Source organism: Rhodococcus sp. RD6.2 (assembly GCF_001040705.1).
Classification (GTDB): Bacteria; Actinomycetota; Actinomycetes; order Mycobacteriales; family Mycobacteriaceae; genus Rhodococcus_G.
Genome location: NZ_CVQP01000005.1, coordinates 301,109 through 323,806, shown reverse-complemented (window position 1 = coordinate 323,806; position 22,698 = coordinate 301,109). Strand labels below are relative to the sequence as shown.

Genomic DNA, 22,698 nt, shown 5'->3' with positions numbered 1-22,698 from the left:
CGAGAGGTGCGGGATGGACGCGACGGACGATCTGCTCGGTGAACTGAAGGTGTTCGCAGGCACCTGGACCGGCACGGGTACGGGGCACTACCCGACGATCGCCGACTTCTCCTACGAGGAGGAGATCGACTTCACGGTGATGCCCGGCAAGCCGTTCCTCGCGTACCGGTCCCGTACCTGGTCGCCGGGGCGGGAGCGGCCGATGCACACCGAGAACGGCTACCTGCGGCGCAGCGGCGGCGCGGTGGAACTGTTGGTGAGCCAGCCGACCGGGTTCGTCGAGATCCAGCGCGGCGACGTCGTCGACGGCGTGCTCGACCTGACGCCGCTGTCGCTGTCGCGCTCGCCCGACGCGAAGCCCGTCCACGAGGTGCGCAGGCGTTTCGTCGTCGCAGAGGGCGCACTGAGCTACGACCTGTGGATGGCGCACGCGGAGACGCCGCTGACGCATCATCTGACCGCGCGGTTCCAGCGAGTCTGATCGGGCGATAGCCCGGTGAATGGGACGGTTTCTCGGACGGACGGTGTCGACGCACCTACCGTGACCGGGTGACCGCCGCGCATGCCGGCGCGACGGCTGGTGTCGCGAAGGGAAGTCAATTGGGTACCTACGTTCTGACGGGGTCCGCATCGGGGATCGGTGCTGCGACCAAGGCACGCCTCGAGTCCGACGGGCATCGGGTGATCGGCGTCGACGTCCAGGCGGCGGACGTCACCGTCGACCTGCGTACGGCCGCGGGCCGCGCCGAGGCGATCGAGCGGATCACCGCGCTCGCGGGCGACTCGATCGACGGGTTCGTGCCGTTCGCCGGCCTCGCGCCTGCGGCGGGCCGTTCCGTGGCGGACATGGTGGCGGTCAACTACTTCGGCGCCGTCGAATTGCTCGAGGGACTGCGTCCGCTGCTGACCGCCGGGACCAGACCGGCGGTGGTGCTGGTCAGCTCCAACTCCACCACCGCTCAGCCCGGTTGGCCCGTGGAGGTGGCGGAGGCGTGCCTCGAAGGCGACGAGCAGAAGGCGACCGAACTCGCGGCGGCATTCGGTGACATCGCATCGGTCCAGGCATATCCGGCGACGAAGGCGGCGCTGGCCTGGTACGCGCGGACCCGGTCCGCCGAGTACATCAAGGACGGAATCCGCCTCAACGCCGTGGCGCCGGGAATCATCGAGACCCCGATGACGATTGTGGGCCGTGAGGATCCGCTGGTTGGCGAGGCGATGAAGGGCTTCGTCGGCGTGGTCCCCGCGGGCCGCGGCGGAACACCGGAGGAGGTGGCCGCACTGGTCGCGTTCCTTCTCGGCCCGGAGTCCACCTACATGGTCGGTTCCGTGGTGTTCGTCGACGGCGGTATCGACGCGACGTTCCGTGGCAAGGACTGGCCGAAGCCGTTGCCGATCGGCTGATCGCCGGGCGGATCGTGGGCTCCGATGAGTTTTCGTGATCGTGTCGGTCTGTACATCCGACAGCCTCACGCTGAGGATGAATGCAGTCGTACGCACGGAAACGGAGCCCACGATGTCCCGAATGATGTTCCCCAACCTTCCGGTCAGTGACGTCACCGCCACCCGGAAGTTCTTCGACGGACTCGGCTTCGAGTTCAACGATCAGTTCTGTGACGCCCAGACCGCCTGCATGGTGATCAACGAACACACCATGGTGATGCTGCTGGAAACGGCCAAGTTCAAGGACTTCATCGCCGGCGACATCTGCGACACCAGCAAGGCCCGCGAAGTGCTGCTGTGCGTGTCCGCGGAGAGCCGCGACGAGGTCGACAGCCTCGTCGACACCGCGATCGCCGCAGGTGGCAGCGCGTGGATGGAGCCGCAGGACCAGGGATTCATGTACGGCCGCGCGTTCCGTGACCTGGACGGTCACGTCTGGGAGGTCATGTGGATGGATCCGGCGGTCACCCAGGGCTGACACCCGACGACGATCCCGTCGGGGCCCGTTTCGTCGCCGCCACCGCATCGATGGTGGCGGCGGCCGACGTGCCGACCGGGTTCGTCCGTCGTGGTTCGGGATTGTCGGCCCAGCGTTGCCTGGACCTGTTCGACGCCCAGCTGACTAGCAGGCACCTCGACCTCGCCGCCCGGCGGTTGCGCGCGTCCGGGCACGGCTACTACACGATCGGCTCGGCAGGACACGAAGGCAACGCCGCGGTGGCGGGTGCACTGCGTCCGACGGATCCCGCTCTGCTGCACTACCGTTCGGGTGCCTTCTTCGTGGAGAGGGCCAGGCAGGTTGGCGGCCGCGATCCGGTCCGGGACGTCCTGCTCGGCGTGGTGGCCGCCGCGCAGGACCCGACGTCCGGGGGCAGGCACAAGGTGTTCGGACGTCACGACCTCGCGATCATTCCGCAGACGTCCACGATCGCGTCGCATCTGCCGCGGGCCGTGGGGGTGGCGTTCGCGATCGAGCGGGCTGCCCGACTCGATGTCGACTGCGAGTGGCCACTCGACGCGGTCACCGTCTGCAGCTTCGGTGACGCCTCCGCGAACCACTCCACCGCGGTCGGTGCGATCAACACCGCCACCAACCTCGCGTACCGCGGGCTACCCCTGGCGTTGCTGCTGGTTTGTGAGGACAACGGCCTCGGCATCAGTGTGCCCACCGCGCCCGGGTGGATCTCCGCCGCGTACGGCGCCCGCGTCGGCTTGGAGTACTTCGCCGCGGACGGGTGCGACGTCGTCGACGCCGTCGACGCCGCGGACCGTGCCGCGCGGTGGGTGCGCACCCACCGCGCTCCGGCCTTTCTGCACCTGAGGACGGTGCGGTTGCTGGGGCACGCGGGCTCCGACGTCGAAGCCGCGTACCGGACACCCGCCGACATCGCCGCCGACCTGGATCGTGATCCGCTGGTGGGGACGGCACGCGTGCTGGTGGAATCGGGCGTCCTGACACCCGACGCCGTCCTCGACCGCTACCGGCAGGTCCACGAGCGGGTCGATGCCGTCGCGCGGGAGGTGGTTGGCGCGGCGCCGCTCCGCACTCGCGCCGAGGTGATGGCTCCCCTCGCTCCGGCGGCGCCCGCGGTGGTGGCCGGGCACGTGCGGCACCTACGTGAATCATCGGTGGCGACAACCGAATCGGTGGATAGGGTGACGCTCGCTCGCGCCGTCAATCGGGCTCTCGGGGACATCCTGGCCGCCGACCGCGGTGCGCTGCTGTTCGGCGAGGACGTCGGACGCAAGGGCGGCGTCTACGGTGTCACGCGCGGCCTCGCCGAGCGGTTCGGTGCGGCCCGGGTGTTCGACACCCTCCTCGACGAGCAGTCGATCCTCGGATTGGCTGCCGGTGCAGGGCTGTCGGGTCTCCTGCCGATCGCGGAGATCCAGTACCTTGCCTACCTGCACAACGCGGAGGATCAGATACGCGGCGAGGCAGCGACATTGGGCTTCTTCTCGGCCGGGCAGTACCGAAATCCGATGATCGTGCGGGTTGCCGGCTACGGCTACCAGGAGGGGTTCGGTGGCCACTTCCACAACGACGACGCCGTGGCGGTACTGCGCGACGTTCCGGGGATCGTGGTCGCGTCGCCGTCCCGCCCCGACGACGCGGCCGCGATGCTGCAGACCTGTGCCGCGGCCGCCCGCACGTCGGGCGCGGTGTGCGTGTTCCTGGAACCGATCGCCCGCTACCACACCCGCGATCTGCACGACCCCGGTGACGGCGGGTGGCTCGTCTCGTATCCCACTGCCGCCGACCACGTCCCGATCGGTGCGGCGCGCACCTACGGTGACGGCACCGACCTGACCGTCGTCACGTTCGGGAACGGCCTGTACCTGAGCCTGCGGGTGGCACGACGGCTGCGGGACAGGGGAATCGGTGTCCGCGTCGTCGATCTGCGGTGGCTGGTTCCGCTCCCGACGGGCGACGTGCTGCGCGAGGCGAACGCGACCGGCCGGGTTCTCGTCGCCGACGAGACGCGGGCATCGGGCGGGGTGTCGGAGGGTGTGCTCACCGCCCTCGTCGATGCCGGGTTCACCGGGGCGATCGCACGTGTGTCGAGCGCCGACAGTTTCGTTCCGCTCGGTGACGCGGCCCGGCTCGTGCTGCTGTCGGAACGCGAGATCGAGCAGGCTGCACTCGAACTGGTTCGGCGATGAACGATGGTTGTCAGCCTGCCGGTTGTCGGTGCGGAAGCAACGATCGAACTGCCGCCACCGGATCCCACACGCCGCGCCGAACACGGGTGAGCGGATAGCACGCGAAGCCGATCAGCGCGGCGCTCAGGTGCCCGACATCGGTGAAGGTCTGGCTCACGAGCACCGGGACCGCGAAGAACGTTACGACGCTTGCGACGTAGACATACCGCCACGGTGACACGATCCGGTATGCGAGCACACCCACCACCCCGGCGAGGGCGTAGCTGACGCCGACGTCGAGGGTGGTCACCGCGGACGCCGGCGCCTCGCCGTGCCGGATGGCCCAGTACAGGACCCCTTCGCTGAGGTACGTGGCGCCGACGTGCGCGATCACGCAGACCGACGCCCAGCGCAGTGTCCCCAGCCAGCGCTCGGCGGGCACGTGAAAGATGTTGTAGAGCACGAAGTAGGAGATCCACGGGCCGCCCGCGAGCCAGAACGCACTGCTGACCAGCACCCGCAGGGGGTCTTCACTCAGGTGGTGCAGGTTGGTCGATCGGTCGCCCAGAACCTCGTTCAGGACGGGGTCGGGGAGTTGCCGCCCGACGATCGTCGTGACCAGTAGGACTGCCAGCCAGAGGTACGTGCCAGGGGCGCGTCGGATGTACGCCCACACCGCGGACGCCGACAGATGGAGCCGATCCCGGACTGCCACGGACTCCAGTGTGACCCCGGAACTGCCGGTTCGTCAGTCCTCGGGAAGGGTGACGCCGAGCTGTTCCGCGCGGGCCGCGACCTCGTCGGGAAACACGTTGCGGAACAGGTACAGGTCGGTGCCCATCACCCAGCCGGGCGCCATCCGCGTCGCGTACCGCTCGAAGTAGCCGAGCTGCTTGCCGAACAGCACGAGCTCCTCCGGGCTCGCGACACCCCACTGCCTGCCGATGGTGACGAGCGCGCCGATCAGCGAACTCAGCTTCAGCTCGCCCAGATCGTTCGCGAACACCGGTGCCAGCACGGCCCCGACCTGGGCGCCGATCTCCGCGTCCGTGGCGTCGAGGTCCGAGGTGTAGCCGAGGGAGCGGATGCCGCGGGCGACGGCGGAGTAGTCCCCGTCGATCAGCGTGGCGTGGAACATGTCGCGCAGGATCGACCGCCACACCTCGGGCAGTTCGCCGACGATGCCGAAGTCGAGGAGGGAGACACGACCGTCGTCGAGGAGCCACAGGTTGCCTGCGTGCACGTCACCGTGGAACGGGCCGTGGATCGTGATCGCCTCGATCCAGGCCTTCACGCCGCGGCGGATCAGCATGCGGGTGTCCACCGACTCGTCTGATTCGATCCGATCGAACGGGATGCCGTGCATCCGTTCCATACAGATGACGTGCGGCCCGCAGTACGGCCAGTACACTTCGGGCGCGGTGACGCCCTTGTTGTCCCCGAACGTCCACAGTGCGTCCCGGAACCGGGTCTGCCGGTCCGCTTCGACGGCGCTGTTGAGCTCCGTCATCGTCGCGTTGTGCAGATCCCGGATGATCGCCGTCGCGTTGGCGATCCGGAAGAAGTCGTGGAGCCGCTCGAGTTTGCGGGCACCCCAATAGGCGGTCCGCAGGTCCAGCAGCATGCGGTGGCGGATGCCCGGGCGCTGCACCTTGATCACGGCCTGGCGGCCGTCGGGCAGGACACACGCGTGCACCTGCGCGACGGACGCCGCGGCCAGCGGACGATCGTCGAACTCGGCGAACAGCTCGCCGATCGGATGGCCCAGGTCCGCCTCGACCACGGCCCGTGCCTGCGCGGCGGGCACCGGCGGTACGTCGTCGAGGCACCGCAGGCAGGCATTCGCGAGCGCAGGCGGGAACATCCCCGACGACGACGCCATCAACTGTCCCAGCTTGACGAAGGTCGGGCCGAGGAATTCGAAGCCGTTGACGACGCCCTCCGACGCGGCATCGGCCCATCCCATGTTCCGGCGGGTGAACGGCTTCGTGACGGTCGCGAACAGTGCACACGCCGCGATCACCGTGCCGACCACGAGTGCCCGCCACAGCTGAGCCAGACCGAAACGCTCCAGGTCAGGAATGTGGACAGCCAAGGCGTCGGCCGGCGGCCCAGACGAATAGGGGCCGACAGGGCGGGACAGGGAGTCGTGCACGGTCACCTCGCTTCAGCTTCAGCCCGACAGCGTAGGAGACGGAACGGCCATCCGTCGATGCCCCAACGATGCCGGATGCTGTCACGGCGGATCGCGGTTCGGTGGCGATTTCCGGCGAACCGCGCGCGGGGGAGTGCAGTGAACACCGCAATCGTGCACGCTGTTCCGACCTGAGGAGGTGGCGATGTCCAAGCGGGCGGTGGCGATGGCGGCGATCGCGACGATGGTCGCGGCGGGCGGAATGATCGGCGGCACCGCGACCGCGGCGCCGGTGGTCGGAACGGGTCCGTGCGCGTCCGATCCGCCGGTGGAACACGAATCCGTCATTCCGGAGAAGCTGAACATCCCGATCCCGTACCCGTGGGTCGAGCCGGTGCCATTCCCGGCGCCCGAAACCGACCCGGTTCGGATCACCCCGGAGCCGCTGCCCGCCGACCCGTGCACCAACCCGTGCCCCGACCTGACCGACGTTCCCGACCCGCCCGGCGGGTTGTCGTCGCGGATCGGGATCCCGGAGATCGGTCTGGACTTCAACCCGTTCGTGTTCGGCATCCCGGTGCCCGGCCCCGATCAGCAGCTGCCCGACCCGCCGGCGGAGGCGACTCCGCCGACGGAGCCGGGGCCGCTGTCGCCGAAGCGCACCACACCGCAGTTGCGGGACGTCAGCATGGTTGCGAAGGTGACCGGCGCGAGCTCGACCAACCGCACCGACAAGCGGTGGCAGGTCAACGGCACCGACCTCGGCATCATGTGGGAGTCGCAGCCGGGTGAGGTGGCCGTCGCGTTCGGCGACACCGTCGGACGCGGATTCCACCCGCCCGGCGGACAGGGTGACGACTGGCGCAGCAACGTCCTGGGATTCAGCACCGACGCGGATCTTGCCGACGGCCTGACGATCGACAAGTTCGTGCAGGACAGCCGCTGCCACGCCGCGGAGGTGCTGAGCAGCCGCAAGATCGACAACGTCGAGATCACCACGATCCCGACGTCGGGCTTCGCGATCGGGTCGCGCCAGTACATGAGCTACATGTCGATCCGCACCTGGAACAGCATCCCGACGACCTGGTTCACCAACCACGGCGGCATCGCCTTCTCGGACGACGGCGGGCAGACGTGGACGAAGGACCCGTACGCGCGCTGGGACAACATCTTCGGGCTCGGGAGGTTCCAGGTCGCGGCGATGGTCCCGCAGGGCGGGTACGTGTACATGTTCGGCACGCCCAACACCCGGCTCGGCGAGGTCGCGCTGGCGCGGGTGCCCGAGGCGGACGTCCTCAACAAGTCCGCGTACCAGTACTGGAGTGACGGCGAGTGGACGCCGGTCGGGGGTCCGCGGGCGGCGACCCCGATCATCCGTGGCACCGCAGGCGAACTGTCCGTCGACTACGACGACGACCGGGGCGTCTGGCGCGTCGGCTATCTCGACACCCTGCGGACCGGCATCACGTTGCGTGAGTCCGATGCGCCTCAGGGCACGTGGTCGGAGCCCGTCCGGATGGTGGGCGTCGAGTCGTACCCCGAGTTGTACGGTGGGTTCATCCATCCGTGGTCGACCGCCGAGGACCTGTACTTCACGATCTCGACGTGGTCCGACTACAACGTCTTCCTGATGCGCGCCGAGTTGGACTGACCCGGCGCCCGAACCCGAGGAGCGTCGCCGTGCAGCAATGGCCCGCGGACTGGCCGCGTCCCGCGAAGGACATCGCGACCGGCACGTCCGACGCCGTCGCCGCAGCGACGGCCGGTGAGGCCGAGGCGTACGCCGACGCCGTCGACCGGCTGCTCACCGCGGATCCCGATCAGGTGCGGTCGGTCCATTCGGCGATGGTCCGGGAGTTGCTCGAGGACACCCACGCCGACGGGTTGACGGGCGAGGCCGTTCAGGAGGTGCTCGAACGCTGCGCCCGCGCCGCCGCGGTGTGGCTGCCGACCCTCGACGTGGGCGCGCTCGCGGTCGTGCTCACCGGATCGCTCGGCCTCACCGACTACGACGAGGACACCGTTCGCGTCGGCTGGCCCGTGGTTCTACGCCAGGCGCTGCTGGTCATCGCGGACCTGCTCGCCGTCGCGCAGGCACCGGTGGACGGTTACCTGCGGCGCGCGATCGGGGAGATCGCCCGCGCCGAAACCGTCGAAATGCCTTGACAAGCAGCCTGTCTCGGTTGTGACCTGGGCCGAAGCCTAGGCGTGATCTCGTTTCGTGTCGCGGCGTCGGTCACTGCTCAAGAACCACGCGGATGCGCCCAGGACGGGAAGCGCGATGACGAGAGCGGACCACCAGAACTTCGATCCCGACCGGTCGTGGTGGGTTCTGAGGACGGAAACGAGCGCAGCGCCCGTCAGGATCGCCCACAGGGCCACGATGACCGTATAGGCGATGTCGTATCCGAGTGGGATCGTCGCGTCGAATTCCATACCGAAGATCCTTGTCCTATCGTTTCGTCAATCGTGCGGTGACCGGTCGGCGTCTCAACGGAAGAACTGGACCAGACAGAACTCGTGGTCCTCGGGGTCGCGCATGACCATGACGACTCCTTCGTCGTAGTCGTGCCGCACACCGGACCAGCGCCCGCCCAGGTTCTCGACCCGGCGGCGGCCGGCGTCGATGTCGTCGACCGCGATGTCGAGGTGGATGCGGACCTTTCCGATTTTGGGCTCGGCCACACGCTGAAAGGTCAAGCGTGGCCAGCCGTCGAAGCGCGAGCCGACCGTTGCCCATCCCGGATCATCGCCGTGTTCCGAGGTGGCGGGAATGTCCAGGATCGCGCTCCAAAACGAAGCCAGGCGTGTCGGGTTCGCGCAGTCGATCGTGATCCCGACCCATCGGGTGTTCCGCGACGCAGGATCGGTCAGGACACGGCCTGCTTCACCAGCGTGCGCAGCCTCTTCTCCACCGCGTCCGTCACGGCGACGACGGCGAACGACGTCGGCCACATGTCGCCGTCGTCGAGGTTGGCCTTCTCGTCGAAATTGACCGTCGGATACCTCGTGTCGAACTTGGACTTGGGCTGCACGAACATGACGACCTTGTCGTCGGCGTCGGCATAGGCCGGAAACCCGTAGAACGTCTTCGGGCGCAGGTCGGGAGCCTCCTCGGCGACGACGCGATGAAATGTCGTCGCGACCTCGCGGTCGATCCCGGCGAGAGCGTCGATTGCGTCGACGCACGCCTCGAGCTCGCGAGCCTGCTTCGCGGCGCCCTTGAGGCCCTTCGTCGAGCGCAACTCGTCGGCGCGCTGCTTCATCGCGGCCTTCTCGTCGGAGGAGAATCCCGAACCTTCACTCGTTGTGTTCATGAGAATCACGCTACGTCGGGACGGTGCCGCCCGCTTCTCGAATCCTGATCGGTTCGTGGGGCGCAAGCGCAAGTTCCCTGATGTCACATTGGATAACCTGAGGTGACCCAATGTGACATCAGGGAACCAGGGAACGGCGGGCAGGTGGGCAGCGTCAGCCGCCGTGCACGGGGACGGCCTCGGGATCCACTTCGGCGGGACCCGTGAACTGGCTGACGTACAGGTCCCGGTAGGCGCCGCGTGCGGCGAGCAGTTCGTCGTGGGTGCCCTGCTCGACGATGTGGCCGTCCTCCATGACGACGATGACGTCGGCGTCACGGATCGTCGAAAGTCGGTGCGCGATGACGAAACTCGTCCGGTCGGTGCGCAGGTTCGCCATCGCCTTCTGGATGAGGAGTTCGGTTCGGGTGTCGACGGAGCTCGTCGCCTCGTCGAGGATGAGGACGACTGGCTTGGCGAGGAACGCACGGGCAATCGTGATGAGCTGCCGTTCACCGGCGCTCACGCCGCCCCCCTCGTCGTCGAGGACGGTGTCGTACCCGTCGGGCAGAGTGCGCACGAAATGCTCGACGTGGCTGAGCTCCGCGGCCTCCATCACCTCCTCGCGTGTGGCGGACGGGTCGCCGTAGGCGATGTTCTCGTAGATGGTGCCGCCGAACAGCCACGAATCCTGCAGCACCATGCCGGTGCGTTCGCGGAGGTCGTCGCGGGTCATCTCCTGTGAGTCGACGCCGTCGACGCGGATCGTCCCGGTGTCGACGTCGTAGAACCGCATGATGAGGTTCACCAGGGTCGTCTTGCCCGCACCGGTCGGTCCGACGATGGCGACCATGTGCCCGGGTTCGGCCACCAGCGTGAGGTTCTCGATGAGCGGCTTCTCGGGCACGTACCGGAACGAGACGTCCTCGAATTCGATGCGCCCGCAGTTGGTCTGCGGTGTGAGCGGCTGCGTCGGGTCGGGTGTCTGCTCGTCGGCGTCGAGGATGTCGAAGATCCGTTCCGCGGACGCCACGCCGCTCTGCAGGAGATTGAACATGGCGCCGATCTGCGCGAGTGGCTGGGTGAACTGACGCGAGTACTGGATGAACGCCTGCACCGACCCGAGGCTGAGCGAGCCGGATGCGACCTGCAGCCCGCCGACGACGGCGACCGCCACGTAGTTCAGGTTGCCGAGGAACATGATCGCGGGCTGCACGAGACCCGAGATGAACTGGGCTCGCCAACTCGACTGGTAAAGCTTGTCGTTGCGTTCGTCGAACTCGTCCTCGACCTCACGCTGGCGGCCGAACGCCTGCAGGAGTTCGTGTCCCGTGAACGCCTCCTCGACCTGCGCATTGAGCTTGCCCGTCGACGACCACTGCGCGGAGAAGTGCGGTTTGGACCTGCGTGCGATCAGCATCGTCGCGACGAGGGCCAGGGGGATCGTCACCAGCGAGATGAGCGCCAGCAGCGGCGAGATCGAGAACATCATCACGAGGATCGCGATGACGGTGAGCACCGAGTTCAGCAGCTGGGAAATGGTCTGCTGCAGGCTCTGCGAGAGGTTGTCGAGGTCGTTGGTGACGCGGCTGAGAAGGTCTCCGCGGGGGATCGTGTCGTAGTACCGCAGCGGGAGCCGGTGGAGCTTCGCCTCCACGTCGGCACGCAGTCGCCGAATCGTTCCGACCACGACGATGTTGAGGAGGTAGGCGCCGATCCACGACAGCAGTGCCGACCCCACATACAGGGCGAGGACGATCAGCAGGACCCGCCCGACAGCGGTGAAGTCGACGCCGACGCCGGGGATCACGTCCATCGAACTCACCATGTCCGCGTACGTGTTCTGGCCCTGCGCGCGGAGCCCCGCGACCGCCTGGTCCTTCGTGGTCCCGGCCGGAAGGGTCTGTCCGATCACGCCGTTGAAAATGAGGTCGGTGGCGTGGCCGAGTACCCGCGGCGCGATCGCGGTGAGAACGACGGCCCCGACGATGGTCAGCAGGACGGTGACCATGAAGCCGCGGTAGGTGAGCAGCAGGTGCACCAGGCGTTTCATCGACGGTCCGAACGACCGTGCCTTCCGGACCGGCGCCGTCATCGGTCCCCGCGGGCCCGTCACGACTGCTCCGCAATCGCGAGCTGGGACTGGACGATCTCGGTGTAGGTCGGACAGTCCGTGACCAGGTCGTCGTGTCTGCCGAGGCCGACGATGCGACCGCGGTCGAGAACGACGATCTGGTCGGCGTCCATGATCGTCGAGACACGTTGCGCGACGATGATCACCGCGGCCGCCATCGTCTCGGGTCTCAGTGCCGATCTCAGGCGGGCGTCGGTGGAGAGGTCGAGTGCGGAGAAGGAGTCGTCGAACAGGTAGATCGCCGGCCGGCGGACCACCGCCCGCGCGATAGCGAGGCGCTGACGCTGGCCACCCGAGACGGTGGTGCCGCCCTGGGCGATCGGGGTGTCCAACCCTTCGGGCATCGCCCGGACGAACTCGTCGGCCTGGGCGATCCGCAGCGCCTCCCAGACCTCGTCGTCCGTCGCGTCCGGTTTCCCGTGCCGCACATTGGAGGCGACGGTTCCCGAGAACAGGTACGCCCGCTGCGGCACCAGGCCGATCACGGAACGCAGGGCGTCGGGGTCGAGGCGGCGGACGTCGGTGCCGCCGACCGCTACAGATCCGGCGGTGGCGTCGATCAGACGCGGCACCAGTCCGATCAGCGTCGTCTTGCCCGATCCCGTCGACCCGACGATCGCCGTCGTGGTGCCGGGCTCGACACGGAAGGTCATGTCCTGCAGCACCGGAGTGTCGGCGCCGGGATACCGGAACTCCGCCCCCCGGAACTCCACGACACCGGGATTGCCGGTGAATCCGACCGGGGCGACAGGGCGCACCACCGACGACTCCGTGTCGAGCACCTCGGAGATCCGCTCCGCGCACACCGCCGCGCGCGGCGCCATCATCGCGAGGAACGACGCCATCATCACCGACATCAAGATCTGCATGACGTAGCTGATCATCGCGGTGAGCGCGCCGATCTCCACACTGCCGTCGGCAACCTTGTGCCCACCGACCCAGATGATCGCGACGATGGTCACGTTCGTGATGAGCATGACGACGGGGAACATCAGGGCCATCATGCGACCGACGCTCAGGCTGGCGTCGGCGAGTGAGTCGTTGGCGACGGCGAACCGCTGCATCTCGTGGCGTTCCCGGACGAACGCGCGCACCACCCGGATGCCCGTGATCTGCTCGCGCATGACTCGGTTCACGTTGTCCAGGCGTGTCTGCATCGCCCGGAATCCGGGGATCATCACCCGGATGATCAGTGCCATCACGATTCCGAGCACGGGGACCGCCACCACGAGGATCCAGGCCAGTCCGGGTGCCACGTGGAGACCCATGACGATCCCGCCGATGCACATGATCGGTGCCATCACCAGGATCGCCGCCCCCATCACCAGCAGCAGCTGAATCTGCTGGACGTCGTTCGTGGACCGGGTGATCAGCGAGGGAGCGCCGAATGTGCCGACTTCGCGTGCCGAGAAGGTGTTCACGCGGTGCAGCAGATCGTGCCGGAGGTCGCGGCCGACACCGAGTGCGCCTCGGGCACCGAAGAACTGGGCGATCACCATGCAGAGCACCTGCACCGAGGCGACCACGAGCATCCAGCCGCCGATTCGCAGGATGTACTCGGTGTCGCCCTTCGCGACGCCGTTGTCGATGATGTCGGCGTTGAGCGTCGGCAGGTACAGCATCGCGGCGGTGGCGATGAACTGCAGGACCACCACCGCGGCGACGTACCGTCGATAGCGCGACAGGTACGTGACGATCAGATTGGTCAGCATGTCCGGGTTCCCCTTCCGGTCACTTCCACACCGCTCGCACGACGGCCTTGCGGATCTCCTCGATCACGACGATCGACGATGCCACCGCGATGGCGAACAGCCACTGGCTTGCCGTCAACGACGTGGTGTCGAACAGGTCCTGGAGGAAGGCGACGTTGACGACCGCGACGTGCAGGACGACGACACCTGCCAGTGCGACCCAGATGGTGTGGTTCGTGAAGGTCTGCATCGAGAAGATGCTGCCCCTGTCCGAGCGCACGTTGAGCAGGTTGAACACCTGATAGAAGACGAACGTCGTGAATGCGAGTGTCGTTGCGAACAGAGGATTGTCGGCGCTCTCTGGAAAGACGTCGTCGGCGAACTGGAGGACGAGGATGGTGCCGGTGGCCATCGCGACACCGAGGGTGAGGATGCGGAGCAGACGGTTGCGGGTGAGGAGCCGCTCGTCGGGTGGGCGCGGCTTGTCCTTCATGATGTCCGGGTTGGTCGGATCGACACCGAGCGCGAGGGCGGGCGGGCCGTCCATGATGATGTTGACCCACAGGATCTGCAGCGCGGTGAACGGTGCACCCCCCGCGATCCCGAAAACGCCCGCGGTGAGGAAGATCAGCACGAAACCCCAGGCCGTGGTGAGCTGGAACTTCACGAACTTGAGGATGTTCGCGTAGATTCCGCGACCCTCGCGCACCGCCGCGACGATCGTGGCGAAGTTGTCGTCGGTGAGAATCATCTTCGCCGCGCCCTTGGACACGTCGGTTCCCGTGATGCCCATGGCGATTCCGATGTCGGCCTGCTTCAGGGCGGGAGCGTCGTTGACGCCGTCGCCGGTCATCGCGACGATGTGGCCTTCCGCCTGCAGCGCCTCGACGTAGCGGATCTTGTGTTCCGGTGCGACTCGGGCAAGCACACCGAGATGTTCTGCGCGGGAACGCAATGCCTCGGATTCGATCCGGTCGAGGTCGGCACCCGAGAGGGCGTCGCCGACGATGCCGAGGTCACCTGCGATCGCCGATGCCGTCGTCAGGTGGTCGCCGGTGATCATGTGGACCTCGATGCCCGCGGAGTGCGCGATCTCGATGGCGTCGCGCGCCTCCGGTCGCGGCGGGTCGACGATGCCGACGACGGCGTAGACGGTGAGGTCGTCGACGGCGTCCTGCAGTGCCTGCGCGTCCTCGGGCAGGGCGTCGAGGGTGCGGCCCGCGATCATGAGTGTGCGCAGGCCGTCCCGCGCGAGATCATCGACTGCTGTGAGGATCGTGGTGCGGTCCGCGTCGGTCATGAGGCGGTCGGTGTCACCCTCGCGGAGGCGGGTCGCGCGAGTCAGCAGCACACCTGCGGCGCCCTTGGCGTAACAGCGGATCCGGTCGACCCCTTCCGGTGTCCTCGTGGCATGGAATGTCGCCATGAACTTGTACTCGGAGTCGAACGGGACCTCCGCCAGTCGTGGGTGGCTCTTGCGCGCACCCTGGACGTCGATGCCACCCTTCTCGGCGAGCACCACCAGCGCGCCCTCCGTCGGGTCACCGACCAGTGCGGCGTCGCGAACCGACGCGTCGTTGCACAGCGCCATCGCGAGAAAGCCACGTCGCAGGTCGGGGAAGGGGAGTTCGCCGTCGCTGAGGAAGTGGCCGTCCGTCGAATAGCCCTCGCCGGTGACGCGGAAACTCTGCCCTGCTGCCTCCAGCCGCTGCACGGTCATCTCGTTGAGGGTGAGGGTGCCGGTCTTGTCGGTGGCGATCTGCGTCGTGCTGCCGAGGGTTTCGACGGCCGCCAGCTGCTTTACGATCGCGCCCCGTTTCGCGAGGCGCGAGGCGCCCATTGCGAGGGTGAACGCGACGACCGCCGTCAGCCCCTCCGGGATGGTGGCGACGGCGAGCGACACCGCCGTCAGCAGCAGATCCGACCACGACTCGCCGCGCGCGAGGCCGAGCGCGAAGACGATCAGCACGACCACGAGGGCGATCCCGGTGAGCAGCGTCGCCAGCTGGTCGATGCGCCGCTGCAACGGTGTCTTGTCGGTGCCTGCGGTGCCCAGCAGGGTGGCGATCGCACCGATCTGGGTGTTCATGCCCGTCCCGGTCACTGCCATCGCCGCGCGTCCGCGCGTCACCTCGGTGTTCATGAACAGGGTGTTCGTGCGGTCGCCGATCGGCAGATCCGGATCGTCGAGCGCGTCGACGGTCTTGTCGACCGGTTGCGACTCACCGGTGAGCGCGGATTCGGCGACCTGCAGGCGGGCCGCGTCGACCACCCGCCCGTCGGCGGGCACCGCGTCACCGGCCTCCAGCAGCACGATGTCCCCGGGGACGAGCTCGGTTCGGGGCACGAGCTGCTCGCGTCCGTCGCGGCGGACCCGGGACTGCGAGACGGACATGTCGCGCAGGGCCTGCAGGCTGTCCTCCGCCCTGGTCTCCTGAACGTAGTTCAGCACCGTGTTCAGGGTGATCACGGCGAGGATGACGACGGGCGTCTCCCACTCCTTGGAGACGAGTGCACTGATCGCCGCCGCGACCACGAGCACGAGGGTCATCTTGTCCGCGAGCAGCCGAATGATCTTGCGCAGCGCCGACTCTCCGGCCTCTTCCTGCAGCACGTTCTCGCCGTATTCGGCGCGGCGGCGGCTCACCTCGGTGTCGGACAGGCCCCGGTCGACGTCGACTCCCAGCGATGCGAGGAGGTCCTGCGCAGTGGCGGTGTGGACGTCGTCGGGCGTGTTCGCGGTCATGCGTGCTCCTGCCGAAATGCCTACACGGGTGGGTCGGAGGGTGCAGGTTTCACTGTAGGAGCGGCAGAGTCGAGGCGCAGGAGGAGCGATGCGCGGCGCGTCGTGGTCAGCGGTGAAGCAGGTTCGCGCCCGAGATCATCGCCTCGATCGACGACTCCGTCGTGTCGGCTCCGAACCCGATAGCCCAGTGCCGGTGACCGTCGTGCTCGCACAGCAGGACGGTCGCGATCCGGTCGGCCGCGATGTGCAGCTGATGGAAGGAGAGGATCTCCATCTGGAAGCCGGCGTCGTAGAGCATCGTGGTCAGCGCGGACACCGGTCCGCACGCGGTCGCGGTCGTCTGCGCGATGGCGTCGCCTATGCCGAGGGTGGCCTTGAACTCGCTGATGCCCGCGCCGCGCGGCGTCGCCGACCAGCGGCCGAAGCGGATGGGACCGCCCGACGGCGAGTACGTCGCGAGGAAGGTGCGCCAGCTCATGCCCGCGCACTCTGCGCGCATCTCGGTGGGCAGCGGCATCCCGAAACGGGCCGAGAACGGGTCGGCGGAAGCGGTGGTGGTGTTCGACGAGGCATTCATGGGAGGGGTCTTCCTGAGTTGAACGGAGGACCAACGCGTAGCTCAACGACCCGCAACGAGGGGTCGGTCCGAATCAGACCCCGCTGCGGCGGCGAACTACGAGAATGCGCGTCATGGACGCCACCATAGGCGGCGTCGTGAGGATGCGCAACAATCCTCGCCTGCCGGAACCGGTCGCGTCGAGTGACCCAGGCCACTCGGTTCGGGTAAGTGGAACGAGTATCAAGTTGGACGCTTGTCCGATATAAAGGACCAGGAAACGGCGGGTCGGGCGCCATGGCAGCTAACCGTCGTGCACGTTGTTCCATTCGTCTGGAGGATCTGCATGTCACGTCAGTCGATGCGCCGGGGCGCATCCATCGTCGCCGCCACCGCTCTGCTCGCGGGTGGTCTCGCGCTCGGTTCCGGCACCGCCGTCGCCGCCGGCTCGGCCGATCTCGGAAGTGTCGGCTCGTCCGATGCCGCCGCCGAGCAGAAGCCGCACGCGGTCACCAAGACCGCCAGCAACATCTCAGTGACCAAGCAGGTCGTTGGCAACGGCAAGGTCGCGCCGGGTCAGAAGGTGACCTACCGGACCACCTTCACCGTCCCGAGCGGCCTCGATCGCGCCATCACCAAGATCAAGGACGTCCACCCCGCCGGCTTCCAGTACGTCGAGGGCAGTGCGACGATCAACGCCTGGAACCTGATCGGCGGACAGAAGACAGTCAACGTCACGCCCGAGGTCAACGTCGAAGGCAACTACATCCGGGTGGCCAATCCGCTCGGCTGGCTGGTCTCGTCGATCGACGCGAAGACCCTGACCTTCGAGGCCACCTACCTGGTGCCCTCGGACGCCAAGGTTGGTGAGGCCCTCGACAGCGGCCTGGCGTTCGACGTCCAGTTCTTCCAGACCAGCCAGGGCTGGGATCCGATGGGCGTGTTCGCCACCATCCGCACGCAGAACCTGGGTGAGGGCGTTGCCAGCGGTTCCGCCGGCCTGGGTCTCGGCTCCTCCGACGGCGAGGGCGGCACCACCGGCTCCGCCGGGTCCTCGATCATCGAGAATCCCTCCGACTTCATCGCCGACATCATCAGCGGCGTGATCGGCAACGGCAGCTAGCAACACCACAGAGAAAGGGGCCGTCCGGCGTGTGCCGGGCGGCCCCTTTGTCGTCGAAGCGTCCGCCGACCGGCGTCACGCTGTGGGAATGCCATGCGAAACGGAATCGCGAGTCGGGGCGATTGTCTGATGGGGCGGCCTTCGTCCAGCATGCTTAGCCCCATAGTCTTGCGAAAGATACTGTCCCGCAGCATTTTTTATTCTCCAACGGGAATCGGCGCGCCTCCTTACGATGACCCGACGCACGTTCGTCGAGACCGGGGACCGATGCGCGGCGTCCACCCGAGCGAATGGAGATCCTGCATGTCCCGTACCACGTTGCGCCGTGTCGCATCCGTTGCCGCCGCCACCACGCTGCTCGCCGGTGGTCTCTTCGCCACCGCGACCACCGCCACGGCGCAGTCCTCCATCCTGGGCGACTTCGGTTCGACCGCGAGCGTCCCGGACATCCCGGCCTCGGCGACCGTGAAGGTCGACAACCTCACCATCACGAAGTCGATCGTGGGGAGCAACTCGATCGCGATCGACGGCCAGGTGACATACCGGACCACGATCTCGGCCGGCGACGGCCCGGATCGGCTGATCAAGCGGATCGTCGACCTGAACCCGATCGGACTCGTCTACGTCGAGGGCAGCGCCAAGGTCACCGCCTGGCAGGACGGTCAGCTGACGACCGCGTACGTCAACGCCTCCGCGTCGGCGGACGTCGGGGTCGCGGTCAGCAATGCCGCCGGATGGCTGGTGTCGGCGATCGGCAACAAGAGCGTCACCTTCGAGGTCACCTACTCGGTGAAGGAACTCAACTTCAGCCCCGGCGTCTTCGACAGCGGCCTCGCCATCGAGGTGGACGGAATGGCCGAACTCGCGTGGCCCGAGATGGGCGTCAAGCTCAATCTCCTCGGCTCCGGCAACTCCGTCTTCTCCAGCTGAGCGCCGGACGGTCGTTGTCGGGACAGCCGCCGAGTGCGGACCCGGGCAATGCTCGTTCGGTTGAGAGTGCGGTGGTCCGCGCCGCGGCGCCTACCTGCGTCGGCGGCGCGGACGATCGACATCCCGGTGCCAAGAAGTGGTGAGGAGATCGATTGCGCGATTTCGGTGCCCGATGATCCTCTGCGGCAACGCTTGTCGTCATCACGCTCGCTGCCGTGCCTTCCGGTGGTCCAACTGAATGGGGACACGCCGTCGAATGTGTGGTTGACTGCGTTCGGTCGTAGTTTTTGTTCGCGTTTAGCCGCGCTCGCAAATTCTTTGTTGCGGGCGGATGGATCTCCTGTTCAGGAATCGCCGTGGGTGATACCGGCCCAGCTCTACCCATTTCGGTAGAGCTGTTGAGCGTGACAAGAGGAGATACACATGGCAGAGGGCACCGTGAAGTGGTTCAACTCCGAGAAGGGGTTCGGCTTCATCGCACCTTCGGACGGCACCGCTGACGTCTTCGCGCACTACTCGGAGATCCAGGGCGGCGGATTCCGCAACCTCGAAGAGAGCCAGCATGTGCGGTTCGATATCGGCCAGGGCGCCAAGGGCCCCCAGGCGACCGGAATCACCGTCATCTGATCCACCCCCGCTTTCCCCCTCGCGGGGATGTGAGGCAACGTCGGGCCCCGCCCCTCTTATGTAGGGGGCGGGGCCCGACGTGTTTCGTATCATCGGGAAAAACCAAGCTACGCAGACTGATCTGAGAACACCGCGACGAGCCCGGACCGCCGCCGCATTGTCGAACCCTCTGGGGCGAAGTGTCTTTCGTGGGTGAACGACCCGTGTGAGCTCTCCACGGTCCCGCCACGGCGGCCAACTCCGCCCGCGCGGAGTTCTTCGCGGCGGCATGACTGCGCGGAACCGCCCGCACCGCGGCATCCCGGCCCGGTCGACGTCGATCCGCTCCTGCCGCCGGATCCCGCTCGTCGTCCACGCGCTGTCGATCCGCTGGACGCGGCGCCAGAACGCTGCACGCCACCGCCGGTACCGCATTCGATGTCCTCCTGACCTACACCTACGCGCGAGTGAAGGCCGTCACGAAAAATCTTCAGTGGCGACTGTAGACAATCCTGATTACCCGTTGTACTGTTCCTCTCGTCGATACAGAAGGATCCGGGATGGCAGGTAGAGGACGAACTACCTGCATGAAGGTGAAGACCTGGTAGGTAGGGCGGGACGCGTCGAGAAGAGTGTTGATGTGTTCATGAAGAGTCGATGCGTCCCGCCATCTACCGGTCAGTCAAGGCGGCCGGTAGAGAAATGCAGGGAACAGGTAGTTGCAGGATCTGCTGCGCCGGTTGGTTGGGCGCCGCATCCGGGGCGGTGGTGAGATCGCTGCCCCGGAACATCGAAGGAAGGTCCCCGACTGGGAGGTGGTGCACGGTCAGCTGTTACACAATCGCGTCCCGTCCGCCGAGGCGGGGAACAGGTAAGGATGCCGGCCTGATGGCCGGTCTGGCTCAGTAATTCCCCTCGGGCCCCGGCGCCACACAAGCGCCGGGGCCCACGTCCGTTCATACGAAAGGCGACACGCGCATTTCACCGAAGCCAGATAGCAGTAGCAGCCCGAACGCCCGCGGCCCGGGAGACAGATTCGACGACGAGGACTTCCCGGCGTACAGCATGGGCCGGGCCGCTGAACTGCTCGGCGTCACCCAAGCGTTTCTTCGTAGCCTCGACACCGCGAGACTGATCACCCCGCTGCGATCCGAAGGCGGCCACCGTCGCTACTCCCGCTACCAGCTCCGCATCGCCGCCCGCGCCCGCGAACTGATCGACCAGGGCACCCCGATCGAGGCCGCCTGCCGGATCATCGTCCTCGAAGACCAGCTCAGCGAAGCCCAACGCATCAACACCGAACTCCGCCAGGCGCAACAGCAATCGAGCGACGCGACCGACCGTGAAAGCACCACCGACTGAGCACTTCCGGCGGCACATGTCGAAACACTCTGATGGGTCGACCCTGTCAGCCGGACGGCAGGGGTGCCGAAGTCGGAGAACACCAGGCGGGGCGCGTGCCGGATTGGCGACGCGCCTTTTGTCATTGCCTGCCTGTTCTCGGTCGAACGAGACGCCTCAGGCCAGGTCCTCCTCGTCCCCGGGCTCGACGTGCCGCAGTCCGCGGTAGGCGTCCTCGGCGGTCCGGCGTCCGGCGATGACGGCCTCGACCTCGGCCGCGATCGGCATCTCCACCTCGTGGTCGCGCGCAAGTTCCATCACGGTCGGGGCGGTCTTGACCCCCTCCGCGACCTGCCCTAGCTCCGCGACGGCCTGCTCGGTCGTCAAGCCCTTCGCCAGGTACTCGCCGACCCGCCGGTTCCGGGAACTGGGGCTGATACAGGTCGCGATCAGGTCCCCGACGCCGGTCAGGCCGGAAAAGGTTCGGGGATGTGCACCCATCGCCTCGCCGAGCCGAATCATCTCGGCGAGGCCGCGGGCGAGCACCATTGCCCGGGTGTTGTCGCCGACGCCGAGACCGTCGGCCATGCCCGACGCGATCGCGACGATGTTCTTCAGGATGCCGCCGAGTTCGCAGCCGAGGACGTCGGTGTTGCGGTAGACGCGGAACACCGGTGACGCGAACAGCGGTTGCAGCGCGGTGGCCACTCGCTCGTCCTGCATCGCGACCACCGACGCCGCGGCCATGCCGGCCAGGACCTCCTTCGCCAGGTTCGGACCGGCCATCAGCCCCACCGGATGTCCGGGCAGGCACTCGGCGATCACTTCGGTCGGGCGCAGCCGAGTCCCCGGCTCGAGTCCCTTCGCCAGCGACAGCACCGGCACCCAGGCCCGCACGTCCTCGGAGATCTGGGTGAGGGTCTCCCGCACCGCGTGCGACGGCACGCCGACGACGAGGACGTCCGCCTCCTGTGCGGCCTCGACGATGTCCGAGGTGGCTCGGAGGTCCTTCCGCAGCGCATGGTCGCCGAGGTACCGGCTGTTGCGGTGCGCGGTGTTGATCTCGTCGGCGGAGTCGGCGTCACGCGACCATAGGAGAGTCGGGGTGTTGCGCGCGGCCAGTGACGCCACGGTCGTTCCCCACGACCCTGCGCCGAGCACGACCACCCGTACGGGCCGAGCCATCAGCGATCACCGCGACGTGCGTTGGCAGTCATGATTGAAGGCTGCCACCCGTGTTGGCGGTGCCGCTGACGATTCACCGAATCGAGACCGCATCGACGATGTCATGCGGTCAGGGTGCGACCACCCCGGCGACGGGGATCCGGCCCGCGACCGCGGTCCGGAAGTCGACCATCGCCCGCTGCAGGTGGTCGGGCGAGGTGACGACCACCGCGCTCGTCGCGCCGCGGCCGGCGAGGATGCCGTTGGTGTTGCGTGCGTTCTCGACGGTGGACCGGGAGGTGTTCTCCTCGGTGATGCGGAACCACGGAATGCCGTTCGCGATCAGCCACGCGCGCATGGCGCCTGCTTCGGTGATCCCGTTCTTGGGCACGCCGCCCGAGACGATGATCGGGGACAGCGGGTAGCGGCGGGCCACCTGGAGGGCGGCCTGCAGGCGGGAGATCAGCACGGGCCGCATTGTGCCGTCGGGGAACAGGCCGGCACCGAGGACGACGATGTTGGTTCCCAGTTGGTTGAGGTCGAGGACGACGGGGAACTGGGTGGTGAGGGTTTCCATACGGGTGCAGCCGACAATGGCGTCGCGGACGGGGCTCTGGCAGCCGCCGATGGTCGACAGGACGCCGTTGACCAGGGTGGTGGGGGTGATGTCTGCGTGCGCGGGGGCGGACACGGTGACCGCTGCAGCGGAGGCGAGGAGGGTCGAGAGGGCTGCGATGGTAAGACGTCGAATACGCCTCGATACCGAATAATGCTGCATGGCACTCCTTTTCGTATGGTTGCCCCGACGGAAGGTGGTGACAGCCTACGAGTGTGCCTTAGTCGTGCGGATTGCACACGAGCTTCGTGGGTGACCGGCGCGTCGCGTCGGCG

General features: G+C 67.4%; 22 protein-coding genes. 11 read left to right on the top strand and 11 right to left on the bottom strand.

What is annotated here, in order from left to right; translation table 11 throughout:
• Positions 1-13: 13 nt before the first annotated feature.
• The 4 genes from RHCRD62_RS08035 to RHCRD62_RS08020 all read left to right on the top strand — a co-directional run bounded on the left by RHCRD62_RS08035 (position 14) and on the right by RHCRD62_RS08020 (position 4,107).
• Complete coding sequence (locus tag RHCRD62_RS08035) at positions 14-481, top strand: nitrobindin family protein (protein ID WP_050064159.1); 468 nt, start codon at positions 14-16, stop codon at positions 479-481.
• A 68-nt stretch (positions 482-549) separates the two neighbouring features.
• Positions 550-1,404 (top strand): SDR family oxidoreductase, encoded by an 855-nt coding sequence (locus tag RHCRD62_RS08030; RefSeq protein ID WP_349303975.1) that lies wholly within the window; start codon positions 550-552, stop codon positions 1,402-1,404.
• A 112-nt stretch (positions 1,405-1,516) separates the two neighbouring features.
• Entirely contained in the window at positions 1,517-1,921 is a 405-nt protein-coding gene (locus RHCRD62_RS08025; RefSeq protein ID WP_050064534.1) for a VOC family protein, read from the top strand.
• Between the two features lie 50 nt (positions 1,922-1,971).
• Positions 1,972-4,107, top strand: coding sequence for a thiamine pyrophosphate-dependent enzyme (locus RHCRD62_RS08020; protein ID WP_157050868.1), 2,136 nt, complete (start codon positions 1,972-1,974; stop codon positions 4,105-4,107).
• A gap of 10 nt (positions 4,108-4,117) precedes the next feature.
• On the opposite strand, the gene RHCRD62_RS08015 is transcribed toward RHCRD62_RS08020, so the two are convergent.
• Complete coding sequence (locus RHCRD62_RS08015) at positions 4,118-4,801, bottom strand: rhomboid-like protein (protein WP_050064158.1); 684 nt, start codon at positions 4,799-4,801, stop codon at positions 4,118-4,120.
• 33 nt (positions 4,802-4,834) lie between these two features.
• Complete coding sequence (locus tag RHCRD62_RS08010; RefSeq protein WP_050064532.1) at positions 4,835-6,241, bottom strand: ABC1 kinase family protein; 1,407 nt, start codon at positions 6,239-6,241, stop codon at positions 4,835-4,837.
• A 184-nt stretch (positions 6,242-6,425) separates the two neighbouring features.
• On the opposite strand from RHCRD62_RS08010, the gene RHCRD62_RS08005 reads away from it, so the two are divergent.
• Both RHCRD62_RS08005 and RHCRD62_RS08000 read left to right on the top strand, forming a co-directional pair.
• Positions 6,426-7,871, top strand: coding sequence for a glycoside hydrolase family 183 protein (locus RHCRD62_RS08005; protein WP_050064531.1), 1,446 nt, complete (start codon positions 6,426-6,428; stop codon positions 7,869-7,871).
• A 29-nt stretch (positions 7,872-7,900) separates the two neighbouring features.
• A complete protein-coding gene (locus tag RHCRD62_RS08000) occupies positions 7,901-8,386 on the top strand; it encodes a hypothetical protein (RefSeq protein WP_050064157.1) in 486 nt (161 codons plus the stop codon).
• A gap of 36 nt (positions 8,387-8,422) precedes the next feature.
• Here RHCRD62_RS08000 and RHCRD62_RS07995 read toward each other — a convergent pair whose 3' ends face one another.
• The 7 genes from RHCRD62_RS07995 to RHCRD62_RS07965 form a co-directional block, all read right to left on the bottom strand.
• Complete coding sequence (locus tag RHCRD62_RS07995; protein ID WP_050064156.1) at positions 8,423-8,656, bottom strand: PLDc N-terminal domain-containing protein; 234 nt, start codon at positions 8,654-8,656, stop codon at positions 8,423-8,425.
• Between the two features lie 54 nt (positions 8,657-8,710).
• Complete coding sequence (locus RHCRD62_RS07990) at positions 8,711-9,175, bottom strand: VOC family protein (protein ID WP_253277243.1); 465 nt, start codon at positions 9,173-9,175, stop codon at positions 8,711-8,713.
• Positions 9,091-9,537, bottom strand: a complete 447-nt coding sequence (locus RHCRD62_RS07985) for a hypothetical protein (RefSeq protein ID WP_050064529.1) — start codon at positions 9,535-9,537, stop codon at positions 9,091-9,093. Before RHCRD62_RS07985 ends, RHCRD62_RS07990 begins: the two co-directional genes overlap by 85 nt.
• 154 nt (positions 9,538-9,691) lie before the next feature.
• A complete protein-coding gene (locus RHCRD62_RS07980) occupies positions 9,692-11,611 on the bottom strand; it encodes an ABC transporter ATP-binding protein (protein ID WP_157050867.1) in 1,920 nt (639 codons plus the stop codon).
• Positions 11,612-11,628: 17 nt separating this feature from the next.
• Entirely contained in the window at positions 11,629-13,362 is a 1,734-nt protein-coding gene (locus RHCRD62_RS07975) for an ABC transporter ATP-binding protein (RefSeq protein ID WP_050064154.1), read from the bottom strand.
• A gap of 19 nt (positions 13,363-13,381) precedes the next feature.
• The gene (locus RHCRD62_RS07970) at positions 13,382-16,087 is read right to left on the bottom strand and encodes a cation-translocating P-type ATPase (protein WP_050064153.1); all 2,706 of its coding nucleotides are present in this window, start codon (positions 16,085-16,087) and stop codon (positions 13,382-13,384) included.
• Between the two features lie 106 nt (positions 16,088-16,193).
• A complete protein-coding gene (locus tag RHCRD62_RS07965) occupies positions 16,194-16,604 on the bottom strand; it encodes an alpha-isopropylmalate synthase regulatory domain-containing protein (protein WP_253277265.1) in 411 nt (136 codons plus the stop codon).
• On the opposite strand from RHCRD62_RS07965, the gene RHCRD62_RS26595 reads away from it, so the two are divergent.
• The 5 genes from RHCRD62_RS26595 (at position 16,564) to RHCRD62_RS07945 (ending at position 20,664) form a co-directional block, all read left to right on the top strand.
• On the top strand, positions 16,564-16,686 hold the full coding sequence (locus tag RHCRD62_RS26595; RefSeq protein WP_301280720.1) for a hypothetical protein: 123 nt from the start codon (positions 16,564-16,566) through the stop codon (positions 16,684-16,686). The two genes, RHCRD62_RS07965 and RHCRD62_RS26595, sit on opposite strands and share 41 nt — an antisense overlap.
• Positions 16,687-16,989: 303 nt before the next feature.
• Entirely contained in the window at positions 16,990-17,766 is a 777-nt protein-coding gene (locus tag RHCRD62_RS07960) for a DUF11 domain-containing protein (RefSeq protein WP_084734140.1), read from the top strand.
• Positions 17,767-18,069: 303 nt separating this feature from the next.
• The gene (locus RHCRD62_RS07955; RefSeq protein WP_050064150.1) at positions 18,070-18,696 is read left to right on the top strand and encodes a hypothetical protein; all 627 of its coding nucleotides are present in this window, start codon (positions 18,070-18,072) and stop codon (positions 18,694-18,696) included.
• Positions 18,697-19,119: 423 nt separating this feature from the next.
• Positions 19,120-19,323: a cold-shock protein gene (locus RHCRD62_RS07950; RefSeq protein ID WP_050064149.1), complete on the top strand. Its 204-nt coding sequence runs from the start codon at positions 19,120-19,122 to the stop codon at positions 19,321-19,323.
• A 957-nt stretch (positions 19,324-20,280) separates the two neighbouring features.
• Entirely contained in the window at positions 20,281-20,664 is a 384-nt protein-coding gene (locus RHCRD62_RS07945; protein ID WP_050064148.1) for a MerR family transcriptional regulator, read from the top strand.
• A 156-nt stretch (positions 20,665-20,820) separates the two neighbouring features.
• On the opposite strand, the gene RHCRD62_RS07940 is transcribed toward RHCRD62_RS07945, so the two are convergent.
• Positions 20,821-21,828, bottom strand: a complete 1,008-nt coding sequence (locus tag RHCRD62_RS07940; protein WP_050064147.1) for an NAD(P)H-dependent glycerol-3-phosphate dehydrogenase — start codon at positions 21,826-21,828, stop codon at positions 20,821-20,823.
• Positions 21,829-21,937: 109 nt separating this feature from the next.
• The gene (locus tag RHCRD62_RS07935; RefSeq protein ID WP_050064146.1) at positions 21,938-22,585 is read right to left on the bottom strand and encodes a YdcF family protein; all 648 of its coding nucleotides are present in this window, start codon (positions 22,583-22,585) and stop codon (positions 21,938-21,940) included.
• Positions 22,586-22,698: the final 113 nt, after the last annotated feature.